Source organism: Sphingomonas humi (genome assembly GCF_039536725.1).
Taxonomy (GTDB): domain Bacteria; phylum Pseudomonadota; class Alphaproteobacteria; order Sphingomonadales; family Sphingomonadaceae; genus Sphingomicrobium; species Sphingomicrobium humi.
Genome location: NZ_BAAAZD010000001.1, coordinates 640766 through 664035, shown reverse-complemented (window position 1 = coordinate 664035; position 23270 = coordinate 640766). Strand labels below are relative to the sequence as shown.

The 23270-nt window shown below is 68.3% G+C and carries 18 protein-coding genes and 1 pseudogene; 7 read left to right on the top strand and 12 right to left on the bottom strand.

The window, feature by feature from the left end; all coding sequences use genetic code 11:
- Nucleotides 1-26: 26 nt before the first annotated feature.
- Nucleotides 27-1026: pseudogene (locus tag ABD729_RS03255) on the bottom strand (cold-shock protein).
- 200 nt (nucleotides 1027-1226) lie between these two features.
- Between ABD729_RS03255 and ABD729_RS03245 the strand changes: the two are divergent.
- Genes ABD729_RS03245 through rpoN form a run of 5 tightly spaced genes read left to right on the top strand, consistent with a single transcriptional unit; the run spans nucleotide 1227 to nucleotide 5344 of the window.
- Complete coding sequence (locus ABD729_RS03245) at nucleotides 1227-1847, top strand: ribonuclease D (RefSeq protein ID WP_344708721.1); 621 nt, start codon at nucleotides 1227-1229, stop codon at nucleotides 1845-1847.
- Nucleotides 1847-2572 carry an LPS export ABC transporter periplasmic protein LptC gene (gene lptC, locus ABD729_RS03240; protein WP_344708720.1) on the top strand — a complete coding sequence of 242 codons (726 nt, stop codon included), beginning with the start codon at nucleotides 1847-1849 and terminating at the stop codon, nucleotides 2570-2572. Before ABD729_RS03245 ends, lptC begins: the two co-directional genes overlap by 1 nt.
- Nucleotides 2569-3120 carry an LptA/OstA family protein gene (locus ABD729_RS03235; RefSeq protein WP_344708719.1) on the top strand — a complete coding sequence of 184 codons (552 nt, stop codon included), beginning with the start codon at nucleotides 2569-2571 and terminating at the stop codon, nucleotides 3118-3120. Before lptC ends, ABD729_RS03235 begins: the two co-directional genes overlap by 4 nt.
- A 5-nt stretch (nucleotides 3121-3125) precedes the next feature.
- On the top strand, nucleotides 3126-3902 hold the full coding sequence (gene lptB, locus ABD729_RS03230) for an LPS export ABC transporter ATP-binding protein (protein WP_344708718.1): 777 nt from the start codon (nucleotides 3126-3128) through the stop codon (nucleotides 3900-3902).
- Nucleotides 3903-3919: 17 nt separating this feature from the next.
- Nucleotides 3920-5344, top strand: a complete 1425-nt coding sequence (gene rpoN, locus ABD729_RS03225; RefSeq protein ID WP_344708717.1) for an RNA polymerase factor sigma-54 — start codon at nucleotides 3920-3922, stop codon at nucleotides 5342-5344.
- 147 nt (nucleotides 5345-5491) lie between these two features.
- Here rpoN and ABD729_RS03220 read toward each other — a convergent pair whose 3' ends face one another.
- Nucleotides 5492-6265, bottom strand: coding sequence for an endonuclease/exonuclease/phosphatase family protein (locus ABD729_RS03220; protein WP_344708716.1), 774 nt, complete (start codon nucleotides 6263-6265; stop codon nucleotides 5492-5494).
- A gap of 76 nt (nucleotides 6266-6341) precedes the next feature.
- Between ABD729_RS03220 and ABD729_RS03215 the strand changes: the two genes are divergently transcribed.
- Nucleotides 6342-7334 (top strand): MBL fold metallo-hydrolase, encoded by a 993-nt coding sequence (locus ABD729_RS03215; RefSeq protein ID WP_344708715.1) that lies wholly within the window; start codon nucleotides 6342-6344, stop codon nucleotides 7332-7334.
- 28 nt (nucleotides 7335-7362) lie between these two features.
- Here the strand turns inward: ABD729_RS03215 and ABD729_RS03210 are convergent, their stop codons facing one another.
- The 5 genes from ABD729_RS03210 to ABD729_RS03190 form a co-directional block, all read right to left on the bottom strand.
- The gene (locus tag ABD729_RS03210) at nucleotides 7363-7500 is read right to left on the bottom strand and encodes a hypothetical protein (RefSeq protein WP_344708714.1); all 138 of its coding nucleotides are present in this window, start codon (nucleotides 7498-7500) and stop codon (nucleotides 7363-7365) included.
- 171 nt (nucleotides 7501-7671) lie between these two features.
- Nucleotides 7672-10182: a DNA topoisomerase (ATP-hydrolyzing) subunit B gene (gene gyrB / locus ABD729_RS03205; protein ID WP_344708713.1), complete on the bottom strand. Its 2511-nt coding sequence runs from the start codon at nucleotides 10180-10182 to the stop codon at nucleotides 7672-7674.
- Between the two features lie 130 nt (nucleotides 10183-10312).
- A complete protein-coding gene (locus ABD729_RS03200) occupies nucleotides 10313-11872 on the bottom strand; it encodes a DEAD/DEAH box helicase (RefSeq protein ID WP_344708712.1) in 1560 nt (519 codons plus the stop codon).
- A gap of 201 nt (nucleotides 11873-12073) precedes the next feature.
- A complete protein-coding gene (gene recF / locus ABD729_RS03195; protein ID WP_344708711.1) occupies nucleotides 12074-13108 on the bottom strand; it encodes a DNA replication/repair protein RecF in 1035 nt (344 codons plus the stop codon).
- Between the two features lie 67 nt (nucleotides 13109-13175).
- Nucleotides 13176-14570: an erythromycin esterase family protein gene (locus ABD729_RS03190; protein WP_344708710.1), complete on the bottom strand. Its 1395-nt coding sequence runs from the start codon at nucleotides 14568-14570 to the stop codon at nucleotides 13176-13178.
- Nucleotides 14571-14724: 154 nt separating this feature from the next.
- Between ABD729_RS03190 and ABD729_RS03185 the strand changes: the two genes are divergently transcribed.
- Nucleotides 14725-15306 (top strand): D-Ala-D-Ala carboxypeptidase family metallohydrolase, encoded by a 582-nt coding sequence (locus ABD729_RS03185; RefSeq protein WP_344708709.1) that lies wholly within the window; start codon nucleotides 14725-14727, stop codon nucleotides 15304-15306.
- A 7-nt stretch (nucleotides 15307-15313) separates the two neighbouring features.
- On the opposite strand, the gene dnaN is transcribed toward ABD729_RS03185, so the two are convergent.
- The 5 genes from dnaN to ABD729_RS03160 form a co-directional block, all read right to left on the bottom strand.
- The gene (dnaN, locus tag ABD729_RS03180) at nucleotides 15314-16417 is read right to left on the bottom strand and encodes a DNA polymerase III subunit beta (protein WP_344708708.1); all 1104 of its coding nucleotides are present in this window, start codon (nucleotides 16415-16417) and stop codon (nucleotides 15314-15316) included.
- A gap of 168 nt (nucleotides 16418-16585) precedes the next feature.
- Nucleotides 16586-19831, bottom strand: a complete 3246-nt coding sequence (locus ABD729_RS03175; RefSeq protein ID WP_344708707.1) for an ATP-binding protein — start codon at nucleotides 19829-19831, stop codon at nucleotides 16586-16588.
- A 283-nt stretch (nucleotides 19832-20114) separates the two neighbouring features.
- Nucleotides 20115-20684: a fasciclin domain-containing protein gene (locus tag ABD729_RS03170; RefSeq protein WP_344708706.1), complete on the bottom strand. Its 570-nt coding sequence runs from the start codon at nucleotides 20682-20684 to the stop codon at nucleotides 20115-20117.
- A complete protein-coding gene (locus ABD729_RS03165) occupies nucleotides 20684-21850 on the bottom strand; it encodes a hypothetical protein (protein ID WP_344708705.1) in 1167 nt (388 codons plus the stop codon). The genes ABD729_RS03170 and ABD729_RS03165 overlap by 1 nt, the downstream gene beginning before the upstream one ends.
- A gap of 114 nt (nucleotides 21851-21964) precedes the next feature.
- Nucleotides 21965-23227 (bottom strand): spinster family MFS transporter, encoded by a 1263-nt coding sequence (locus tag ABD729_RS03160; protein WP_344708704.1) that lies wholly within the window; start codon nucleotides 23225-23227, stop codon nucleotides 21965-21967.
- Nucleotides 23228-23270 lie beyond the last annotated feature (43 nt).

Sequence of the window (23270 nt, the reverse complement as noted above, 5' to 3'; positions counted from 1 at the left end):
CCCTCGCGACGAACGCGAGTGTGTGTTTAGGCCTGCAGCGGCGACAGGTTCACTGCCGCATGCTTGCCGCGGCGATCGACTTCGAGTTCGAACTCGAGACGGTCGCCTTCGTTGAGGCTGGTCATTCCGGCGCGTTCGACGGCCGAGATGTGGACAAACGCGTCCGGCTGTCCGTCATCGCGCTGGATGAAGCCGAAGCCCTTCATCGCGTTGAAGAACTTGACGGTGCCCGAAGCCTTTTCACCGGTCAGCTGACGCTGCGGCGCACGCTCTTCGCGTTCGACCTTGAGCGGTTCGCCATCGATGCGCAGGTTGGTTGCCGAGATCCGGCCGCCACGATCGACGAGCGTGAACTCCAGCGGCTGGCCGTCCGCAAGGTCGGTAAGACCCGCCTGCTCGACCGCCGAGATGTGCACGAACACGTCCTCGCCGCCATCGTCACGGACGACGAAGCCGAAGCCCTTCTGCGGGTTGAAGAATTTGACGACGCCCTTGCCTTCGCCAACGACCTGCGGGGGCATTCCGCCACCACCGCCGCCGCCGCCGCCACGGAAGCCGCCGCCGCCGCCGCCGCCGAAGCGGTCGCCGCCGCCACCGCCGCCGAAGCGGTCGCCGCCGCCGAAGCCGCCGCCACCACCGCCGCGATAGCCACCGCCACCGCCGCTACTTCCGCCGCCGAAGNCCGCCGCCGCCGCCGAAGCCGCCGCCGCCGCCGCCGCCGAAGCGGCCCCCGCCGCCACCGCCGCCGAAGCGATCGCCGCCGCCGAAGCCGCCGCCACCACCGCCGCGATAGCCACCGCCACCGCCGCTACTTCCGCCGCCGAAGCCGCCGCCGCCGCCGCCGCGATAACCGCCGCCGCCGCCGCCGCCGCCGAAGCGGTCGCCGCCACCGAAGCCGCCGCCACCAAAGTCGCCGCCGCCGAAGCCGCCGCCACCAAAGTCACCGCCGCCACCGCCGCCGAAATCACCCTTGCTGTCGCGTCCGCGACCGCCCCGGTCGCCCTTACGCCCTCGATCGTAACCCATGCCCGTATAAACTTCCTCGAACCCGATTCTCTTCAAACCAACGCGCTGGGCTCAACGGCGCAACCGGTCATGGCATGCCCAGTGGACATGATTCCGTGAACGAGCCTACAGGAAAAAACCGCCATGCTCTAGCCGTTTGTCTAGGCCTTCCCGTCATGAGCCGTTAAGCGGCCTTGAAGCTAGAGGGTCGACACGCGCTTATGGCCATTCATTTCCACGAAGAAGACTTGCCCGGCACTGACCTGTTCGGCCCCGGGCCGATCGCGGTCGACACCGAGGCGATGGGCCTGCATCCGGGCCGCGACCGGCTGTGCCTGGTGCAATTGTCCGATGGCAGCGGCGACGAGCATCTCGTCCGCTTCTCGCCCGGAAGCGATTATGCGGCGCCCAACCTCAAGGCGCTGCTGGGCGATTCGAATCGGCTCAAGCTGTATCATTTCGCGCGTTTCGACGTGGCCATCATGCGTCACTATCTCGGGATCATGGCGGCGCCGCTCTACTGCACCCGTACGGCGTCGCGGCTGGTCCGTACCTACACCGACCGGCATGGCCTCAAGGAACTGGTGAAGGAGCTGCTCGGCACCGACATCAACAAGCAGCAGCAGACCAGCGACTGGGGCGGGCCCGACCTCAGCGACGCGCAGCGCGATTATGCGGCAAGCGACGTGCGCTACCTTCATGCCCTGAAGGAGAAGCTGGACGTCCGCCTGCAGCGCGAGGGCCGGGCGGCACTGGCGCAGGCCTGCTTCGATTTTCTTCCCGCGCGTGCGGAGCTGGACCTTGCAGGCTGGCCCGAAGAGGACATCTTCGCACATAGCTGATGAGCGAAGCTGCCAACCTCCAGCGCGAACGGGCGCAGCATTGGGCCGAGCCGGGAAGCCGGCACGACGGCCTGGTGCGCGTCCTCAAGATCGGGCTGCCGGCGGCGGTTGGCGTGATCGGCGCCGTCTTCCTGCTGCTGCCCCTGTCCGATCGCCAGGAAGTCAGCTTCATCCTCGACAAGAAGGATGTCAGCCGCGCCGAAGAGCGGATGAAGATCGAGGCGGCGCGCTACAGCGGGACCGACAACAAGGGGCAGGCCTTTACGCTCGATGCGGATCGGGCGGTGCAGCAGACCAGCAGCGTGCCGGTGGTGGACATCGCCGGGATGCGCGCGCGGCTCGGCCTCGCTCAGGGACCGGCGACCATCCAGGCGCTGCGTGGCCGCTATGATCTCGATCGCCAGGAAGTCGCCGTCAGCGGGCCGGTGCGGGTGAGCGGACCCGAGGGCGAACAATTGTTGACGCGCGACGTTCTGATCGACCTCAAGGCCAGGCAGGTCCGCAGCACCGGGCAGATCAGCGGACGCATGCCGGTCGGCACCTTCAACGCGCAGAGCATGTCGGCCGATCTCGGCACCCGGCAGGTGGCGCTGAACGGCGGCGTGACGGGACAGGTCCGGCTCGGCACCTACAGCGCAGGCCGGATGCGGGCCGACCTCAACAGCCGCGTCGTGGTGCTTGATGGCGGCGCGCGGTTGAAAATCACGCCCGGGACGGTCAGATGAGCCGCATGGGGAAATTCCGCACCTTGAGCATTGCCGCCGCGCTGGCATCCGTTACCGCGGGCGGCGTCGCGCTCGCGCAGACCCAGGGTGGCCCGGTCTCCGCGCTCAAGGGGCATGATTCGAACGCACCGATCGACGTCGCCAGCGACCGGATCGAGGTGCAGGATCGCGCCGATCGCGCGATCTTTGCCGGCAACGTCAAGGTGAAGCAGGCCGAACTGGCGCTCGATACCGAGCGGCTGACGGTCGCCTATACCAGCGCCGGCGGCCTCCAGATCGACCGGCTGGACGCGAGCGGCGGAGTGGTGGTGCGCTCCCCCTCCGAGACCGCCCGCGGCGACTTCGGCATCTACGACCTGAACAAGCGGATCATCACCCTGATCGGTTCGGTCCGGCTCGAGCGCGGCGAATCGCGCATCGCGGGGCAGCGGCTGACGATCGACCTCGACAGCGGGCGCGCGGTGGTCGACGGCGGGCCGGCCGGTCTCGGCGAGAGCGGCGGCCGCGTCACCGGCCGCTTCACCGTTCCGCAGCGCCGCGGCGGCTGACACCCATGAACGAGGCCAGCGCCATTCCCCTTGCGGCCGATGACGCCGGCCCCGTCCCGATGCGCGGGCTTGAAGTGTGCAGCATCGCCAAGAGCTACGACAAGCGGCAGGTGCTGCGCGACGTCAGCCTTCAGGTGAACCGCGGCGAAGTGGTCGGGCTGCTCGGGCCCAACGGCGCGGGCAAGACCACCTGCTTTTATTCGGTGATGGGGCTGGTTAAGCCCGACAGCGGCCGGATCCAGATGAACGGGCGCGATATCACGCCGCTCCCGATGTACCGGCGCGCGATCCTCGGCCTTGGCTACCTGCCGCAGGAAACCAGCATTTTCCGCGGGCTCACCGTCGAACAGAACATCATGGCCGTGCTCGAGGTGGCCGAGCCGGAACGCGGTGCGCGCGAAGCCCGGCTGGAGCAATTGCTGGGCGAGTTCGGGCTGACCGGCCTACGCGCGTCGCCGGCAATGGCGCTGTCGGGCGGCGAGCGGCGGCGCTGCGAGATCGCGCGGGCGCTTGCCGCGGACCCCAAGATCATGCTGCTCGACGAGCCGTTCGCCGGCATCGACCCGATCAGCATTAGCGACATCCGCGACCTGGTGAAGGACCTGAAGCAGCGCGACATCGGGGTGCTGATCACCGACCATAATGTCCGCGAAACGCTGGACATCGTTGACCGCGCCTGCATCATCTACGACGGACAGGTGCTGTTCGCCGGGACACCGGAAGCACTGGTCGCGGACCAGGACGTACGCCGGCTGTATCTCGGCGAGAGTTTCGAACTGTAAAGGCGTAGACGGGGCAGATGGGACTGGGGCCGGGACTTCATCTGCGAGCCTCCCAGTCGCTGGTGATGAACCAGCAGCTGAGCCAGGCGATCAAGCTGCTGCAGCTGACCAACCTCGAAGTCGAAGCCGCGATCGCCGAGGAACTGGCGAAGAACCCCCTGCTGGAAATGGGCAGCGACGGCGACGTCGTGGTCCGCGAAGACGTCGAGTTCGGGGACGCGGCGGCGGACCCCAAGGGCGCGGACGAGCTGGGCGGGCGCGGTGACGAGGCGCTCGACGGCGACTGGCGCGAGGCGGCGGGGGAGACCGACGCTGCCTACGAGATCGGCGGGGCCGACGAGGACGGGTTCGACTTCGACCGGCTGGCGGCGTGCGAGACGGGGCTTTGCGAGCATCTGATGGCGCAGCTGCACGGCGCGGGCCGGGTCGCCGAGGCGATCGTCCACGAGCTGGAGGTGACCGGCTGGCTGACCACGCCGCTCAAGGACATCGCCAGCACGCTCGAGGTGCCGCTGAAAGAGGTCGAGGCGGGCTTGCGCGCCGTGCAGGCGTGCGACCCGCCGGGCGTCGGCGCGCGCAACCTGGCGGAGTGCCTGGCGCTGCAGGCCAAGGCGGCGGATCGCTACGATCCGGCGATGGCGCGGCTGATCGCCAACCTCGACCTCCTGTCGCGGGGGCAGACGGCGGCCTTGAAGCGAATCTGCGGGGTCGACGACGAGGACCTTGCCGACATGATCCGCGAGCTTCGCGCCTATGATCCCAAGCCCGGGTGCCGCTTCGCCGCCGAGCCGCAGGGGGCGGCGGAGCCCGATGTGCTGGTGCGGCGGACGGCGAGCGGCTTCGTGGTCGAACTGAACCCCGCCACCCTACCCCGCGTACTGGTCAACCGGCGCTATCACCAGGAACTGAAGAGCGCGTCGGCCGGCGACCGCAAGAGCCGGGCCTGGCTGTCAGAGCAGTATCAGAGCGCCTCCTGGCTGGTCCGCGCGCTCGACCAGCGGGCCCGCACCATCGTCAAGGTCGCGAGCGCGATCGTCAGCGCGCAGGAAGGCTTCTTCCGCGAGGGCGTGCGCGCGCTTCGGCCGCTGACCATGGGCAAGGTCGCCGAAGCGGTGGAGATGCATGAAAGCACCGTCAGCCGGGTCGCGGCGGCCAAGAGCCTGCTGTGCGATCATGGCCTGTTCGAACTGCGCAGCTTCTTTTCGAGCGGAGTCGCGGCGGACGATGGCGAAGGCGCCAGCGCGGATGCGGTCAAGGCCGCGATCCAGCGGTTGGTCGCGGCCGAGACCGAGGTGCTGAGCGACGACCAGCTGGTCGACCTGCTGAAGGAGCAGGGCATGGTCCTGGCCCGCCGCACGGTCGCCAAATATCGCGAGGCGGTGGGCATTGGGTCGAGCGTGCAGCGGCGGCGGCAACGCGCGATCCAGGGCAAGGCGGCCTGAGGCGAAGTTGTCGAAGTTGACACGGTCGGGGGTCCCGGCCGCGGCCTGCCCAGGCCCGTCGACCCTTCACCTTCGAAGAACGCAGCCGGGCCGAGACGAACCATAAGGGTTAGATAAGCGGCAATGTCCTACAAGGCAAGCGCGTGCCTACCAGCCCACCCGCGCCCATACCGGCAAATGGTCGCTGGCCACCCGGGCGAGTTCGCTTTCATGGACCCCGGCCTGCTCGACCGCGAGCGAACGGTCGACGAACAGGCGGTCGAGGACGGCCATCGGGCGGCGGGCATGGAAGCTCGGCCCGGGGGCGACGATCGTGTAATCGGGTTCGAGATCGCGCAGGCAAGCGGCGGTAGAGCGCCATTCGTTGGTATCGCCCATCATCACCGTCGGCATCGCATGCGGGCGAGCCCGGACCGCTTCGCAAATGGCCTTGAGCTGGCGCCGCCGCCACAGGCCGCTGAGATCGAGATGAAGGCCGACGATGCGAAGCGGGCGGTCGTTGACCAGCAGTTCGGCCATTACCGCCCCACGCGGTTCCAGCATCGGCAAGTCGAGCGCGGCGACATCGAGGATACCGATGTCGGGACGAACCAGAATGGCGTTGCCGTGCCAGCCGATATTGCGGGTATCGACCTTGAGCCATTCATCGACCCGGGCGCCGACCTTGGGCAGGCGATCGAGGGCGCGGCGGTTCTTGACGCCAAGGGGAACGGGGAGCCAGTTGCCGTGCCCTTCCCACAATTCGTGCGGCACCGCCGAGGCGCGTCCGCCGGTGCGGCGATCGGCTTCCTGAAGGGCGATGATGTCGGCCCCGACTTCTTCCAGCACGGCAAGGATGCGCGCAGGGTCGCGGCGGCGGTCGAGGCCGACCGCCTTGCGCATGTTGTAGGTGGCGAGGGTAAGGCCCGCCGGCATTGTCATGTCTGGAGCCGCACTTTCATCTGGCGCTGAACGCCTCCACCTGTGGCCTTGCTCCGGCCGATCCCGGCAAAGAGCGTTGAAGGGAGCCGAAACGCTGCGCAATCCATATTATGACGGGCCGCCGAGCGACCATTACGACGGGCTTCGCTTCTTCAATCCGTCGAACTCCGCGCGCGACAAGGGGTTTGGCGATATCCTGCGCTGGCAGTTGAACGGCAAGAAGGCGCGGTGGCCGACCCGCGTCGCCGTGACGCTCGCAAGGCCAGCGCCGCGGGTCGAAGCGCTGCGGGTCACGATGGTCGGCCACGCCACCCTGCTGGTGCAGATGCACGGCCTCAACATCCTGACCGATCCGGTATGGGCTAGGCGCGCCAGCCCGTTTTCCTTCGCGGGGCCGAAGCGGGTGACCGAGCCCGGAATCGGCTTCGACGACCTGCCCGCGATCGACGCGGTGCTGCTGTCGCACAATCACTACGACCATTGCGATCTTGGGACGCTGGCGAAGCTGTGCGCGAGGCATGATCCGCTGATCGTCACGCCGCTGGGCAACGACACGCTGGTGCGAAGCGCGGTGCCAAAGGCGCGGCTGCACGCCGGGGACTGGGGCGACAGCCTGCCGCTGGGCACCGGGATGCGCGTGGAGATCGTTCCCGCCAACCACTGGTCCTCACGCGGGACGCGCGACCGGCGGATGGCGCTGTGGAGCGGTTTCGTGCTGCAGGCGGGCGGCCGGACGCTGTATTTCGCCGGCGACACGGGGTTTGGCGGGGGCGCGATCTTCGCCGCGATCGCCAAGCGGTTCGGGCCAGTCGACATCGCTCTCATCCCCATCGGTGCCTATGCCCCCGAATGGTTCATGAAGGACCAGCATTGCAATCCGGAGGACGCGGTGCGGATCATGCTGGCGATCGAAGCGCGGCAAGCCATCGGCATTCACTGGGGCACCTTCCAGCTGACCGACGAAGCGCGCGAGGAGCCCGCGGAGCGGTTGCGGGCCGAGCTCAAGCGGCGCGACATCGCGGCGGAGCGCTTCGTGCCGGGGGTGCCGGGAGAGGCTTACGACGGCTGAGGACCGCCCGGACCGGTCCCCGCGCCAGTCACGAGATGATGTCGCGAACCCGATCGATCAGGGTGTTTAGGCGAGCACCGATATCGCCCGGCGCCTGTGCCTGATCGACGAGTTCGAGCGCCTCTGACAGGAGCGTCAGGGCGCGCAGCAGCAGCGCGCTATCCATTGGTCGAAGCTTTCCGAGCATCCAAATTCACCTGGGCCCTTAAGTGGCTGACCCGATTCGGAAAATGTGGCTCCTTGCGGGTGCTCCCTAATGGAACAGTCGCGATTTTTCCCGGCCTGCCGGAAGTACTCCGCGCAGGTTCAGGGATTGCAGCACTTCGGATGACTTCGCCTAGACGTCGAGGTTGGCGACGCTCAGCGCATTGTCCTGGATGAATTCGCGGCGGGGTTCGACGATTTCGCCCATCAGTCGGGAGAAGATCTCGTCAGCCACGTCGGCCTGGCCGATCTCGACCCGCAGGAGCGAGCGGTTGGCGGGGTCGAGGGTGGTCTCCCACAATTGCTCGGCGTTCATCTCGCCAAGACCCTTGTAGCGCTGGATGCTGAGGCCCTTGCGGCCAGCGGCGAGCACCGCGTTCAGCAGCTCGGACGGGCGGGTGACGTCGATCGGCTTGCCCTTGGTGTCGGCTGCGACCTGTTCGAGCGCTTCCTCGCCTTCACCGGCGCCGACCGTCGGCTCGGCCTCGGCGGCCGCAGCGCTCTTCTTGAGGGTGCGCAGGGTCGAGGGGCGGGCGTAGGTGTCGCGCTGCTCCTGGGAGAGGGTATGGAGCTTGCGGGCCTCGGCGGAGGCGATGAAGCTCGGCTCGACGATGGTGACGTCGGTCACCCCGCGCCACAGGCGGCGGAGGAGATAGCCGCCTTCGGTGGCGAGTTCGCCCGACCATTTGCCTTCGGAATCGCCCTGCTGGAGCCAGACGGCGACCTTCTCGATCGCCGCCAGGCGACCGTTCGAGTTCAGTTCGGGATCGAGCGCGCCGGCCAGCGCCAGCGCTTCGAGGAGCGCGGAATCGTACTTCTTGGGCGCGTAGCGGAGCAGGGTCCGGATGCGGCGGGCGTGGTCGACCAGGAACTTGAGGTCGGCGCCCTGGCGGACTTCGCCGTCGCTTTCGAGCTGGAGGCCTTCAAGGCCGGCGTCGACGAGATAGTCGTCGAGCTGCGCATCGTCCTTGAGATAGACCTCCGAACGGCCGCGAGCGACCTTGTAGAGCGGCGGCTGGGCGATCAGCAGGTGGCCGTTCTCGATCAGCTCGGGCATCTGGCGGTAGAAGAAGGTCAGCAACAGCGTGCGGATGTGCGCGCCGTCGACGTCGGCGTCGGTCATGATCACGATCTTGTGATAGCGCAGCTTGGAAAGGTTGAATTCCTCGCGGCCGATTCCGGTGCCGAGCGCTTGGATGATGGTCCCGATTTCGCGGCTGGAGAGCATGCGGTCGAAGCGCGCGCGTTCGACGTTGAGCAATTTACCGCGCAGGGGAAGGATCGCCTGGTTCTGGCGGTTGCGGCCCTGCTTGGCCGAGCCGCCGGCGCTGTCGCCCTCGACCAGGAACAGTTCGCTCAATGCGGGGTCACGCTCCTGGCAGTCGGCGAGCTTGCCGGGGAGCGAGGCGATATCCATCACGCCCTTGCGGCGGGTGAGTTCGCGGGCGCGCTTGGCAGCTTCGCGGGCAGCGGCGGCGTCGATGATCTTCTGGATGATGGCGCGGGCGTTGACCGGATTTTCCTCCAGCCACTCGGTCATCTTGTCGCTCATCAGTGCTTCCAGCGGCTGGCGCACTTCGGACGAGACCAGTTTGTCCTTGGTCTGCGAGCTGAACTTGGGATCGGGCAGCTTGACCGAGACGATGGCGGTCAGGCCCTCGCGCATGTCGTCGCCGGTCAGCGTGACCTTTTCCTTCTTCAGCATGCCGGACTTTTCGGCATAGCCGTTGACGGTGCGGGTCAGCGCGGCGCGGAAGGCGGCGAGGTGGGTGCCGCCGTCACGCTGCGGGATGTTGTTGGTGAACGGCAGGACGTTCTCGTAATAGCTGTCGTTCCATTCGAGCGCGACGTCGATGCCGATGCCGTCGCGCACCGCGGAAATGGCGATGGGATCGGGAAACAGCGGAGTCTTCGCGCGGTCGAGATATTTGACGAAGGCGGCGATCCCGCCCTCGTAGAACAGCTCCACTTCCTTGCGTTCCTCGTGCCGCGCGTCGGCCAGGACCAGGCGCACGCCCGAATTGAGGAAGGCGAGCTCGCGGTAGCGATGTTCGAGCTTCTCGAAGTCGAACTCGGTGATCTTGAAGGTGGCGGGCGAGGGCAGGAAGGTGACCTGCGTGCCCTTCTTGCCCTCCGGCGCAGGGCCGACGACCTTCAAGGGGGCAACGGCATCGCCGTGAGCGAAGCGCATGTAATGCTCCTCCCCGTCGCGCCAGATGGTGAGGTCGAGGAATTCGCTGAGCGCGTTCACCACCGAGACGCCGACGCCGTGAAGGCCGCCCGACACCTTGTAGGCATTGTCGTCCGATGTGTTCTCGAACTTACCGCCGGCGTGGAGCTGGGTCATGATGACCTCGGCCGCCGAGACGCCTTCCTCGGCGTGGATGCCGGTCGGGATGCCGCGGCCATTGTCCTCGACCGTGACCGAGCCGTCGGGGTTCAATTGGATCAGGATGCGGTCGCAATGGCCGGCGAGCGCCTCGTCGATGGCGTTGTCCGAGACTTCGAACACCATGTGGTGGAGGCCCGAGCCATCGTCGGTGTCGCCGATGTACATGCCCGGCCGCTTGCGCACCGCGTCGAGGCCCTTGAGGACCTTGATGCTGTCGGCGCCGTAGGAGTTCTGGTTCGCTTCTTCTGCCATGCAAAACCTATAGCGGAGTGGTCCTGGAAGTCACGTGCGCGTGCGGGTGCGCGCGAGGGGCCACAGGGTGGAAACGACAAAGGCCGGGACCCGTGGGGATCCCGGCCTTTGCGAAAGGTTGGTCGGTGGCCTAGCCGGCGCGGCGCTGACCGCCGTTGCCGGAGAAACCGCCGCCGCCGCGGCGACGCTGGCCGCCGCCGGGACGACCGCCGCCACCCTGGCCGCCGCCCTGCCCCGAGGGACGCGGGCCGCCGCCATGGCGCTGCTGCTGCGGTTGCTGCTGGCCATGGCCGCCGGCCGGAGTCGCGGCGCGGGTCGGATTGCCGACCGGGCCACGCACGGCGCCGGGAACGCCGCGCATCGAACGGCCGCCTTCACGAGGACCGTTGCGATCCTCGGGCATGTCGCGACGCGGATCCTGGCGGGGCAGGCCGTAGCGTTGCGGGTCGCGGGCGTGGCCACGCGCGCCGCTCTCATTGCGCTTGTTGCGCTGCTGCTGCTGCGGTTCGCGCTTGGGTTCGGGCTTGAGGCGTTTGAGCGCCTCGACCGCCTGGTTGAAGCCCGCCGGAAGCGCTTCCTCGGTCAGCTTCTGCCGGGTGAGCTTCTCGATGTCCTTGAGGAACGGGCGCTCCTCGCGGTCGCAATAAGCAATGGCGATACCGTCGGCGCCGGCGCGCGCGGTGCGGCCGATCCGGTGAACGTACTGTTCGGGGACGTTGGGCAGGTCGTAATTGACGACGTGGCTGACGCCCGGAATGTCGATCCCGCGCGCGGCAATGTCGGTTGCGACGAGGATCGGCACACTGCCGTCGCGGAAGGCTTCAAGCGCCTTTTCGCGCTGCGGCTGGCTCTTGTTGCCGTGGATCGCATTGGCGGGTACGCCGGCCGCGCCGAGCATCCGCACGATCTTGTCCGCGCCATGCTTGGTGCGGCTGAAGACGAGCGTGCGCTCGATGTCGGCGCCGTTCTGGAAGAACAGGGTGAGGAGCGCGGTCTTTTCCGCCTGGTTGACGAAGGTGACCCGCTGCTCGACCCGCTCGGCGGTGGTGGCGACCGGGGTCACCGCGACTTCCGCCGGGTTCTTGAGATATTCGTCGGCAAGGCCCTTGATCGCCTTCGGCATGGTGGCCGAGAAGAACAGGGTCTGGCGCTTGGCCGGGATCAGCTTCACGATCCGCTTCAGTGCGTGGATGAAGCCGAGGTCGAGCATCTGGTCGGCTTCGTCGAGCACCAGGATTTCGAGCATCGAGAGGTTGACGGCGCGCTGGTCGACGAGGTCGAGCAGGCGGCCGGGGGTAGCGACCAGCACGTCGAGACCGCGCGACACGGTGCGCAGCGACTTGGCGTTGGCGACACCGCCGAAGATCACGCCGACGGTGGTCTTGAGGCCGGTGCCATAGGCTTCGGCGCTGGCGGCGATCTGGCTGGCGAGCTCACGCGTCGGCGCGAGCACCAGCATGCGGATCTGGCCTGGCTTCAGCATCGCGGGGCGATTGGCGGCGAGGCGCTGCAGCGAGGGCGTCATGAACGCCGCGGTCTTGCCGGTGCCGGTCTGCGCGATGCCGAGAAGGTCGCGGCCTTCGAGCACGTACGGGATGGCCTGCGCCTGGATCGGCGAGGGGGTGGTGTAATTCTTGGCCGCAAGCGCGGCGAGCAGGGGCTTGGAAAGCCCGAGTTGTTCGAACGTCATTCAAATCTCTCAACATCAACACGCCGGCGAGCGCGAACCGCTGCCGGAGTGGGGTTTTTCTGAAGAACCCCGCGTGATGTGGAGAACTTGTTTGGGTGAACCGAGACGCGGGCCGGAGCCTTGAAAAGGCTGCCGATCACGCCGCTTTGTGGCGTCTCGCTGAGGGGTATGTAGGCGAGGTTGGCCGATTTGTCCAGTTTGCTAGCCGACGTGCACCATGATCGCGCCGTGGACGCCGTCGAACAGGGCGGCTTCGGTGGCGGTCATCCACACCTGGCCACGGCCCTGGAGCCGTTCGAACAAAGCGGCGCGGCGACCGGGGTCGAGGTGGGCCGCCACCTCGTCGAGGAGGAGGATGGGCGGAGCACCGCGCTGCTCGGTCACCAGGTCGGCGTGCGCCAGCATGAGGCCGATCAGCAGCGCTTTCTGTTCGCCGGTGGACGAGCGCGCGGCGGGCTGCGCCTTGGCGATGTTGGTCACCAGGAGGTCTTCGGTGTTGGGACCGTGCGTCGCACGCCGCGCCGCGGCATCGAGCGAGCGGCACGCCGCCAGCCGTGCCGCCAGCGCGGTCGGGGTCACCTTGTCGAGGGTGAGCCTGGGAAGCGGAAAATCAGTCGCGGCGGAGCCGTCGAAGCGTTCCTGCAGCCGGAGGATCGTGGCGAGGCGCGCGCGGCTGACGGCGACGCCATATTCCTCCATCTGCCGTTCGAGCGAGAGCAGCCATTCCCCGTCCCAATGATCTTCGGCCAGAAGCTTGTTGCGGGCGCGCATGGCCGCTTCGTAGCGGGCGGCGCGGACGGCGTGGGCGGGATCGAGCGCCAGCACGAGCCGGTCGAGGAAGCGGCGGCGCGACCCCGCGCTGTCGGTGAACAGCCGGTCCATCGCGGGTGTCAGCCAGGTGATCGCCAGCCATTCGCCAAGGCTGTTGGCCGATGCTGGCGCGCCATTGATGCGGACGATGCGGCGTTCGGGCACGGCGGCAAGCGTTCCGGTGCCGAGGTTGATGTCCCCGTCAAGCGAGGCGGCGACCGTCCACCCGCCCGGGCCGTCGCTCCGCGCCATTTCGCCCAGCGCACTTCCGCGCAGGCCCCGGCCGGGGGCCAGCATGGAGACGGCCTCGAGGATGTTGGTCTTGCCCGCGCCATTCTGGCCGTGAAGGCAGACGAAGCCCGGCCCCGGCTGGAGGTCGAGCGCGGCATGGTTGCGAAAATCGGTAAGGGTCAGCCGGGCGAGCATCGCGGACCGGCGTAGAACAGCCGGGCGGCGCGGCAAAGGTCGCACGTGGCCGCGCGGGTGTGCCCGGTCAATGCGTCGGCAGCGCCCGCGGCCAGGTGCGGGCGGCAGACATGGTCCGGTGCCAGACGATGATGTCGTAGCCCTTGCCGGGCGGCTGGTCGGGCGTGGTGCCGACCTGAAAGCTGGTCGGATCGAAGCGCCACCCGATCACGCCCCAATAGGTCGGCCGGGCGGCCCAGCGGTCGAGCGCCGGGCTGCGGGGGCGCGCGGCCATGTCGATCCAGTAGCCATCCCCCGGCAGGGGTGAAAAGGTCGCGCCAAGGTCGCCCGGCCGGTCGTTCCGCGCCGGACTGTCCGAAAACACCCGTTTGCCTTCGGGCGGCGAAGGAGCCTTTCGTGGCAGGGCAACGGCGCGCACGACGGCGCGCGACCAGGTGAAGCCGACGACCTGATAATCCTGCGCCAAGGTTCGGCGGAGCATCACGCCGGTGGTGACATAGCCCTTGTCTTCCCATTCGGGCACGGCCGCGACGACGTGGCCGTTCTGCGCCCAGAAGGCCGCGCGCCCGGTCCCGATGCGGTCGAGGAGGTTGCGCGCCATTTCGCGGTCGCGCCGGCCCCAATATTCCTGGGGCAGCCGGTCCTGCTTCGCGCCGGCATAGTCGTGTTCGAAGGACAACAGGCCCTGCCGCGCCGCGCGGGCGGCATAGCGGGCTTCGGCGAGGTCGCGGTCGGGGCTGCGGTCCGGCGCGGCGGCGGTGAGTGCGGCTTCGAGGTCGGTGGCGGACGCCAGCATTCGCGCCACGGTGACGGCGTCGACGTTTCGCACCCAGTCGAAGATGGAGGATGCTCGCCCGCCATGTGCCGGAAGGATCGGCGCGAGGCGCGCGCGCAGGTCCGCGGCGGCGGCCGGCGCATGATGGGCGAGGACGCTTAGCGCGAAATCGGCATCGTTGCCGCTGTCCTGGACGTCGATCCCGTAGACGTGGACCGGCGTCGCCGCTGTCTGGTTCCAGGCACGGATCCACAGCAGGAGGCCCGCGAAGTCGTCGTTGCGCCAGATGGAAAAGAAGCTGGGCGAGCGGATCAGCGCGGCGGGATCGCCCTCCCCGCTTACGACATAGCGATCGAAGGCGTAGCCGGCCGCCCGGTTGCATTCGATCGCGAGGGCATCGATCGCCCCGGCGCGGACAAGCTCCTTGATCAGTTCAGCCTTGAAGGCCTGGTCCTGGTGCGTGCCGTGGGTCGCCTCGCCGACGCCGATGACCCTGGTGCCCTTCAGCCGCGCGACCAGCGGCTGGAGGTCGGCCGAAGACAGGGTCGACGGATCGAAGCGATGCCCGCCCGACGCGATCCAGCGCCGCGCCGCCGCTTCGTCGGCAGCAATCGTGGCGGACTGCCCGGCAGGCGCCGGCGCGACGGGCGCCAGGGCGATCGCCGCAGCCAGGATGTTTGCGATCATGCGCCGGCTTCCCCCTCCCTTTCTTATGGGCCAACGATATCAGCTTCGTAACCGTTTGCACCTTAGCTTCGGACGCTTCGGCAGAGGGGTCAGGACTGTGCGGGAAGGGACAAGGGCGGGAACGAGCCGGGGCAGTGCGGCGTTGTGGCGCCGAATGAACATCCTGTTTCCGAAAGCCGCCCGCCCGCCGGCGTGGCTGTTGGCTGCTGCCTTGCTGGCGGCGGCGCCGGGCACAGGCGCAGCCGCGACCAGCGCCGCGAGCGAGCGGATGCTGGCCCCGTTGCTGGCGACCTCTCCCCATCTTGCCGGACCGCTGCGGCTGCTGGCGGCCTATGGCACCCCGACCAGCGCGTGGCGCAGCGTGGCGCACAACCGGCAGGTCGGCGGGATGCCCAACAGCTATCACCTGCAAGGCTATGCGATCGACGTGCAACGCCGCGCCGGCGTCCCGCACCTCGCGCTCGATGCCGCGCTTCGGCGGGCGGGATACGTGCTGCTGGAATCACTCGACGAGGGCGACCACAGCCATTTCGCGTTTGTCGGCGGGCGGTCGGCGCCAAGGCCGGTGATCGCGCCGAAGCCGGACGAGGTTGCGGAAGAAACGCCGCCGCCGCCGGCACCCGCGGGGCCGCGGGTCGCTGCCGACGATCACGGCACCTTGCTGATCGATGGCGAGCAGCCGGCCAAGGCGGCCGACCCGGCAGGGATTGCCCCTGCCCTCGCCTCCGCGCGCTAAGCTTCGATCAGACCCGCATCGGCATGAGCACGTAGAGCGCGCTCGACTTGTCGTTTTCGCGCAGCAGAGTCGGGGCTGCGGCGTCGGCCAGGTGCACTTCGACCGTGTCGCCGTCGATCTCGCCCAGGATGTCGAGGAGGTAGCGGGCGTTGAAGCCAATCTCCATTCCGTCAGCGCTGTAGTCAGCCGCCAGTTCCTCGGTGGCGAGGCCGTTCTCGGGGCTGGTGACCGACAGGGTCACGCGGTCGCGGTCGAGGCTGATCTTGACTGCACGGGTCTTTTCGCTGGCGATGGTGGCGACGCGGTCGACACCGGCCTTGAAGCTGGCGGGATCGAGCTTCAGCAGCTTGTCGTTGGCGGTCGGAATGACGCGATTGTAGTCGGGGAAGCTGCCGTCGATCAGCTTGCTGGTGAGGACGGCGTGGCCGAGCACGAAGCGGATCTTGGTCGGCGACAGGGTGACTTCGACCGTGCCTTCGACCTCGTCGAGCAGCTTTCGCAGTTCGAGCACGCACTTCTTGGGCACGATCACGTCGGGCATGCCGTCTGCGCCCTCGGGCTTGGCGACGGTGACACGGGCGAGGCGGTGGCCGTCGGTAGCGGCGGCCTTCAGCATGTCGTCCGCGACGTGGAGGAAGATGCCCATCAGATAATAGCGGGTTTCCTCGGACGAGATGGCGAACTTGGTCTTGTCGATGATCTGGCGAAGCGTCGCGGCGGGCAGTTCGAAGCGGGTCGGCAGCTCACCTTCGGCGATCACCGGGAAGTCGTCGCGCGGCAGGGTCGACAGATTGAAGCGGGCGCGGCCGGCGACGACCTGCATCTTGCCGTCAGCGGCGGTCAGCTCGACCTGCGAGCCCTCGGGCAGCTTGCGGACGATGTCGAAAAAGGTGTGGGCCGAGACCGTGGTCGCGCCCGACGTCGCGACATTGGCAGGGACGGTCTCGTCGACCTGGAGGTCGAGGTCGGTCGCCATCAGGCGGAGCGAACCGTCTTCGCGCGCGTCGAGCAGGACGTTCGAGAGGATCGGGATGGTGTTGCGCCGTTCGACCACCGACTGAACGTGGCTGAGGCTCTTGAGGAGGGTGGCCCGTTCGATCGTCGCCTTCATCGCAGTCTCAAGTCCTTTTGCCCCGGAGCCGGCCCGCTTGGCCTTCGTCAGAAGGCGCGAAAGCACGGGCGGCCGCTTGTCTTGGGGCTTGTTATAGCGGGCGTGCGGGACGGTGGAAGAGGGTTGGCGGGCCTTTTGCGCGCGGCCTGCGGAGGACCGTCGCGAGCGTCAGGCGGAGAGCGATGCCAGTGTCGCTTCGCGGCGCAGGAGCGTGATGGCTTCGCGGGCGTCGGCGACGCGGACGGCAAGCTGGCGAAGGGCGGGCGCGACCAGTCGCGGGTCGCCCTGCGCAGCCGCGGCGATAGAGGCCTCAAGGTCCTTTGCCGCCTTGCTGACTCCGTCCGCGCCGAGGTTGGCGGCGGCGCCCTTGAGGCTGTGAGCTTCGGCGGCGGCGGCGGCGAAATCACGGTCGGCGAGTGCCTTGCGGATCGCGCGGGGGCGGTCGTCGATCTCACTGGCGAGGAGGTCGAGCAACTGGTCGAGGCGGGCCGCGCCCAGCATCGAGCGGATTTCGTCGAGGATGTTGGTGTTTAGCGGGCTTTCGGGCGGAGCGGGCGGCGGCGAGGAGGGTGGCGAGCGGCGGGCACCGAGATCGGCCAGGGCATGGGCGAACGCACCGCTGTCGATCGGCTTGGTCAGCAGGCCGTCGAGCCCGGCATCCTCGTAGCGTTCGCGCTGGCTGGGGGAGGCATCGGCGGTGAGCGCGACGATCGGCACGGCAGCGCACGGGCCCTTGCCCGACCGGATGCGGCGGGTGGCGGAAAGGCCGTCGCAGCGCGGCATCTGCATGTCCATCAGGATGAGGTCAAAGCGCCGTGCCTCGGCCGCAGCGACCGCCTGTTCGCCGTCGGCGGCGCAGGTGATGCGGTGGCCGAGCCGCTTGCACAGGGCGGTGACAAGCATCTGGTTAACCGGATTATCCTCGGCGAGGAGGATGTCGAGCGGGGCACCGACCGTCCGGTCGGCACCGCGATCGAGGGTGGGCACGGGCGCCGCATCGTCGAGGGTCAGGCTGATCGTGAAGGTCGTCCCGTGGTTGGGGCGCGACTGGACCATGATCGAGCCGTCCATCGCCGCGACCAGGCGGCGGCTGATCGCAAGGCCGAGGCCGGTTCCGGGCATCGCACCGCGTTCCTGGCCCTGGACGAAGGGTTCGAACAATCGGGCTTTCAGCGCCGGGGTCATGCCGATGCCCTGGTCGATCACCGACAGGCGCAAGCGGCGGCGGCCGGGGGCGGCCTGCACCACGCAGCGCAGCACGACCTCGCCGCGCTCGCTGAACTTAATCGCGTTGCTGAGGAGGTTGCTGAGGACCTGGCGGAGGCGGACGGCATCGCCGCGGAGCCACATGTCGCCCGGCGCCGGGGCTTCGAGGACGAGCCCGAGGCCGCGGGCGGAAGCGGTTCGTTCGAACAGACGCAGCGTCGTCAGCAAGGTCGCGCCGAGATCGAACGGTTCGTCGGCGATAACGATGTGGCCGGCATCGACCTTGCTGAAATCGAGGATGTCGTTGAGCACCGCCATCAGGAGATCGCCCGACTGGCGCAGGGTCTGGAGGTAGAGCCTGCGCTCGGCCGCGGTGGGGTCGGCCTCGAGCAGTTCGATCATCCCGATGACGCCGGTCATCGGGGTGCGGATCTCATGGCTCATGCTGGCGAGGAACTGGCTTCGGAAGTTGGCGGCGGAACGCGCTTCCTCTACCGCGTGGACAAGCTTCTGTTCGTCCTCGAGCTTGGCGGTGATGTCGCTGATCACGCCGAACAGGCTGCTGGTCCGGCCCTGGGCGTGGATCTGCATGCGCAGCTGGAGGGTGCGATTGTCGCTGTCATCGGACAGCTGGACGACGCATTTCACCGGCGCGTGGACGCGGCGGGCGGCAGCGAGCGTCCGCAACAGGCGGAGGCGGTCGAGCGGGCGAAGCAGGGCAAGCGCTTCGTGCACCCCGATCGCGAGTTGCGACAGGCCGAGCATCGTTGCGGCTTCGGCCGACAGGATGAGTTCGTTGCGGACGGGATCGAGCACCCAGTGGCCGAGCGAGGCGAGCTCTTCCGCCATGGTCAGCAGCCGGTGACTTTCGCGCAGCCGCTCCCCGCTTTCGGCGGCGACCAGTTCGGCGTTGCGCCGTTCGTGGATGTCGCGCAGCGCCGCCACCACCGGCAGGTCCTGGGTAAATTGATCCAGCGCGTCGGGATCGCCCATCGCCGAACAGGGCGCGCAGGTGCCGGGCTGGCAGCGCCCGTCGGCGACAGCGCTGCAGGTGACAGGGCCGGCCGGGTTGAAGGCGGAAGGGACCGAGCCCGCCAGCCGCATGTGCGCTTCGATCCAGCGAAATCCGCCGCGCGCATGGCGCAGCCGGAAGCAGGTCACCGCATCGCCGCTGCGACGGGCGCGGGCGAGCGCGGCGTGGAAGCGCGCCCGGTCGTGCGCGTGGATGCGCGAGGCGAGCGCATCGCCGTGCAGCGACGTCGCCGGAAAGCCGAGCAGGCGACTGGCCGCGCTCGACACATAGTCCGCGCTTCCGTCGGCGGTGAGGCGCAGGACCAGATCGCTGCTGTTGTCGGCGAGTAGGCGGTAATGTTCCTCGCTGACGCGCAGGGCCGCTGCCGTGCGGGCACCCGCTTCGCGCAGGGCGACGATCGGCAGCGAGAGCATGACCCCCGTCGCCATGAACGCCTGGAGCAGGAGGATGCGAAGGCCGTCGCCCACGTCCGGAAGGTTGAGCGGTCCAAGGCCGATTGCCGTCAACGCAACGGCGATCGCCAGGATCACGATGACCACGGCTGCGCAGCGTTGCATGCTGAGGCGAAGACCGGCCAGCACAAGGATCGGCGACAGCAAGAAGATCGAAGAAATGGGCTCGGAGAAAACCGCCAGCGTGGCCATTGCCGCGCCGAGGAGGTGAAATCCGAATTCGACGTTACTGGCGGCGTTGTGCTTCTGATCCGGCGAAGCGAGCGTCAGCATCAGCGGCGTCAGGATGAAGATGGCGAGCGCATTGCCAAGCAGCCATTGGAGCAGGGGCTGCGGCCCGCCCGGGGGGTGAAGGAGTGACAGGGAGGCGCCGGCAAGGAGGGTCGAGCCCAGCGATCCGATCACCGCCGACAGGGCAAGAAAGCCAAGCTGTTCGATGCCATCGAGGGTCGCGGGAGAGGTGAACCGGCGCGCGAAGGGCCCGGCGACGATGGCGATTTCAATAAGGTTGCAGAGTGACAGCGCCGCCGCCAGCGCGATCCCGCCTCCCGCAAGGAGATTGGCGGCGAGGTTGCCAGCGAGCGTCCCGGCAAGCAGCGCAGGCCATTGCGGCCGCGGGCTGCGCAACAAGAGCGCAATGATCGCGGCATTGCCGAACCACAGGATCGCGGTCCGCCCGCCGTCGCGGTCGAGGGCGAAGCCGAGCAGGACCAGCCCGAACATGAGCGTGCCGGCAAGCAACGGGCGACCGATGCAAGATGCGACACGTGCAACAGCGCCCATGACGAACGGTCTCCAGCGATCCGGCCGGAGGAGGTGGTCATGAGTGGCGGAGTGGGGCCAGCAGCGACTGGTCCGGAGCGGAGCAGACGAGAGGTTCCGTGAGGCGCTGGTCCGTCCGTAACGGACCCTTCGCCGGGGAACCTCTCGCCGCTTTCCGCAGACATGCCCTTGAGAGAGGGCTGTCGGGCGGCTTCCTCAGTCTTTCACGACCGAGTCGCCGTGATCAGCCGGCCGGCGCCAGCACGGTGTCGATCGTGTGGACGACCCCGTTGCTGGCCGGTTGTTCGGTGCCGACGATGCGCGCCGACTGGCCGTTCTTGCCGGTCACCTTGAGGCCGTCTCCATCGCGGGTGATGGTCAGCGGTTCGCCGGTCATCGTCGCGATGGTGGCCTTGCCCTTGCCGCTTTCCACGGCGCGTTCGAGGTCAGCGGCGAGGATGGTGCCGGGCAGGATGTGACCGCGCAGCAGGGCGGTGACCTCCGCCTTGCGCTCGGGCTTGTCGAGCCCGTCGAAGCTTCCAGCGGGAAGCTTGTCGAGAGCGGCGTCGGTCGGGGCCAGCACCGTGTAGGGCGCTTTACCGTCGAACACCTTTTCCATGCCGGCGGCCTTCACCAGCTGGCCGAGCCGCGGCGTGGCGCCGAGCAGCGCGGACAGGTTCTGCGAGGGCGCACCCGGGGTGACGCCGGCGTTGGTTTCGCTGTCATTGCCCGCGGCAGCCTGGTTGTCGGTCGTCCCCTGCCCGCACGAGGCGAGCAGGAGGGCGGCGGCGCCGGTCAGTAGCAGCCGGCGCATCAGACCAGGGTCTCCACGATCGCCTGGACGATCCGGGTGGTCGGATCGACGTCGTAGATGTTGCCGTCATTGTACCGGTACATGTGGTCCGGGCTGTCCACGTAGCGGTCGCGATAGTCGTAGGGGACGTTGTAGACGTCATAGCCCGCAGGAAGCTGCTGGCCGATCCCGACACCGCCCGCCAGCAGCGAGACGATGGCATCGATCACCCCGCCCTGGCGGTCGACCTGGTAGATCGCCCCATCTCCGTAGCGATAGTAGTAATCGTCGTTGTCGGGATACCACGACTGATACTGCACCGGCACATTGTAATAGCCGAGGTAGTCCTGCGGATAGGCCGCGCCGACATAGTAAGCGCCGTTCCAGTCGTCCGCGAGCGGCCAATAGCCGTCAACGAGGTTCCGGTCGCGGTCGATCCGGTAAACATAGCCGTCGGTGGTCCGGTAGTAATAGTCGTTATTGTCCGGATACCAGCTGCGATAGTCGAGCGGCAGCAGGGCCGAGCCGAGCGCGACGGGGAGCGTCGCACCGACCAGCTTGCGGGCCTGCCCCGGGGGCAGACAGCCATTGCCCTTGGCCGCGAGGCCCGGGGGGCAGCCATCGATCAGGCCGGTGGTGCGGAAGTTCTGGCTTGCCAGATAGGTCGTGCGCTGCGGTGAATTGAAGATGTTGGTCTCGATCCGCTGGCGTCGTTCGGCCATCTGGCGGGCGGGACCGCGGTCCTGCGCGATGCGCATGTTGCCAGCGCCATTGCCATTGCCCTTGGGGCCACGCTCGGCGCGGGCCTCGCGGACGGGATCGCGCTGCATCTGCTGCTGCTTTTGTGGGCGCTCGACCTGGCGGGCTTCACGGCGTTCGGGACCGCGCATCTGGGGACCGCCCCCGCCGCGCATTTCCTTGGGGCCACCGCCGCCGCCGCCGCCGCGAGCCTGCCGCTGCTGCTGCTGCGGGCCACCGCCGCCGCGCATCTCCTTCGGGCCGCCGCCGTTGCCGCGCATCTGCGGGCCGCCGCCACCGCCGCCGCCCTTCTGGACCTGCGGCGGGGCACCGCCACCGCCGCCATTACCGTGGCCGCCACCGCCGCCACCGCCCTTGCCGGGCTGCGCCAGAACCGGCGCGGTCAGGGCCAGCGCCGCGGCGCCAGCCAAAATCATCCTGTTTTTCATGAGCCTGAGCTCCTTTCGGAGGCCTTCAACGGCTGATTTGGGCCAGCCGTTCCAACATCGAAAGGGTGTCAGGCACGACTCGTCGTGCAAAGCTGAACCGCAGATTTCTGCCGATCAGGCGGCGTCTTCGACCCAGTCTTCGCGGAGATAGCGGGTTGCAAGCAGCGTCAGCAGTGCCGCGACAAGGTAGAAAACGAGCACCGCCAGCGCCGCATAGCGCAGGCTGTCGGCCCCGTAGGTCGAGCGGAGCGCGTCCGAAATGTAGCCGATGAGGAAGGGCCCGACGCCAAGCCCGATGAGGTTGTTGATAACGAGGAAGGCAGCCGAGGCGGTCGCGCGCTTGGACGGTTCAACCAGGTGCTGGACTGCGGTGGTGATCGGGCCGAGCCACAGGATGTTGAGCGCGTTGGGGATGAGCAGCAAGGCCCACACCAGGGTCACATTCTCGACCAGCAGCCCGAGCGCGTAGAGCGGGGCGGTGATCAGCCAGGCGATCGCGGGCAGCCAGGCGTACCAGCGCTTGTCGCGGCCGCCGAGCTTGTCCGCCAGATAGCCGCCGAGGAACACGCCCGCGGTGCCGCCGATCAGCAGCAGCGAACCGAGGAACTGCCCGGCGCCGACGAGGGTCATGCCGAAACTGCGGATCAGGATCGAGGCGACCCAGGTCGCAAGGCCGTAGCCGCACAGCGAGCTCAGCGAGGCGCCAAACGCGAGCAGCCAGAAGCTCGGCTTGCGCGCGACCAGCGGGAAGGTGGCGAACAGCGTGCCCATGCTTGGCGGCGTGGCGCCGGGGACCCGCGGGGGATCGCGCACGACGAACTTGAAGATGGGGGCAAGGATCAGGCCCGCGACGCCCATGGCGAGGAAGGCGGTGCGCCAGTCGAAATGCTGCGCGATCCACGAGCCGATGACGGCGCCGAGCCCGAGGCCGATCGGAACGCCGAGCGAGAAGATGCCGAGCGCCTTGCCGCGCTGCGCGGCGGGGAAGCGATCGGCGATGAGCGCGTAGGAAGGCGCGACCCCGCCCGCTTCGCCAAGGCCGACCCCGAGGCGGAAGGCGAACAATTGCCAGAAGCTCGCCGCGGTGCCGCACAGGGCGGTGAACAGCGACCACAGGCCGAGCGAGGCGGTGATCACGCCCGAACGGCTGGTGCGGTCGGCAAGCAGCGCGAAGGGCACGCCGAACAGGCTGTAGACGAGGGCGAAGGCGGGGCCGGTCAGGACGCCTAGCTCGCTGTCGGTGAACTTGAGGTCGGTCTTGATCGGTTCGAGCAGGATGCCGAGGATCTGCCGGTCGAGGAAATTGAGGATGTAGGCCAGCAGCAGGAAGACGAGGACTAGCGTCGGCGAACGCGGGATCGAGCGGGCTGCGGTCATGGCCGGGGTGGTGGCACGGGACGCTGGACCTGCCAAGCGCCCC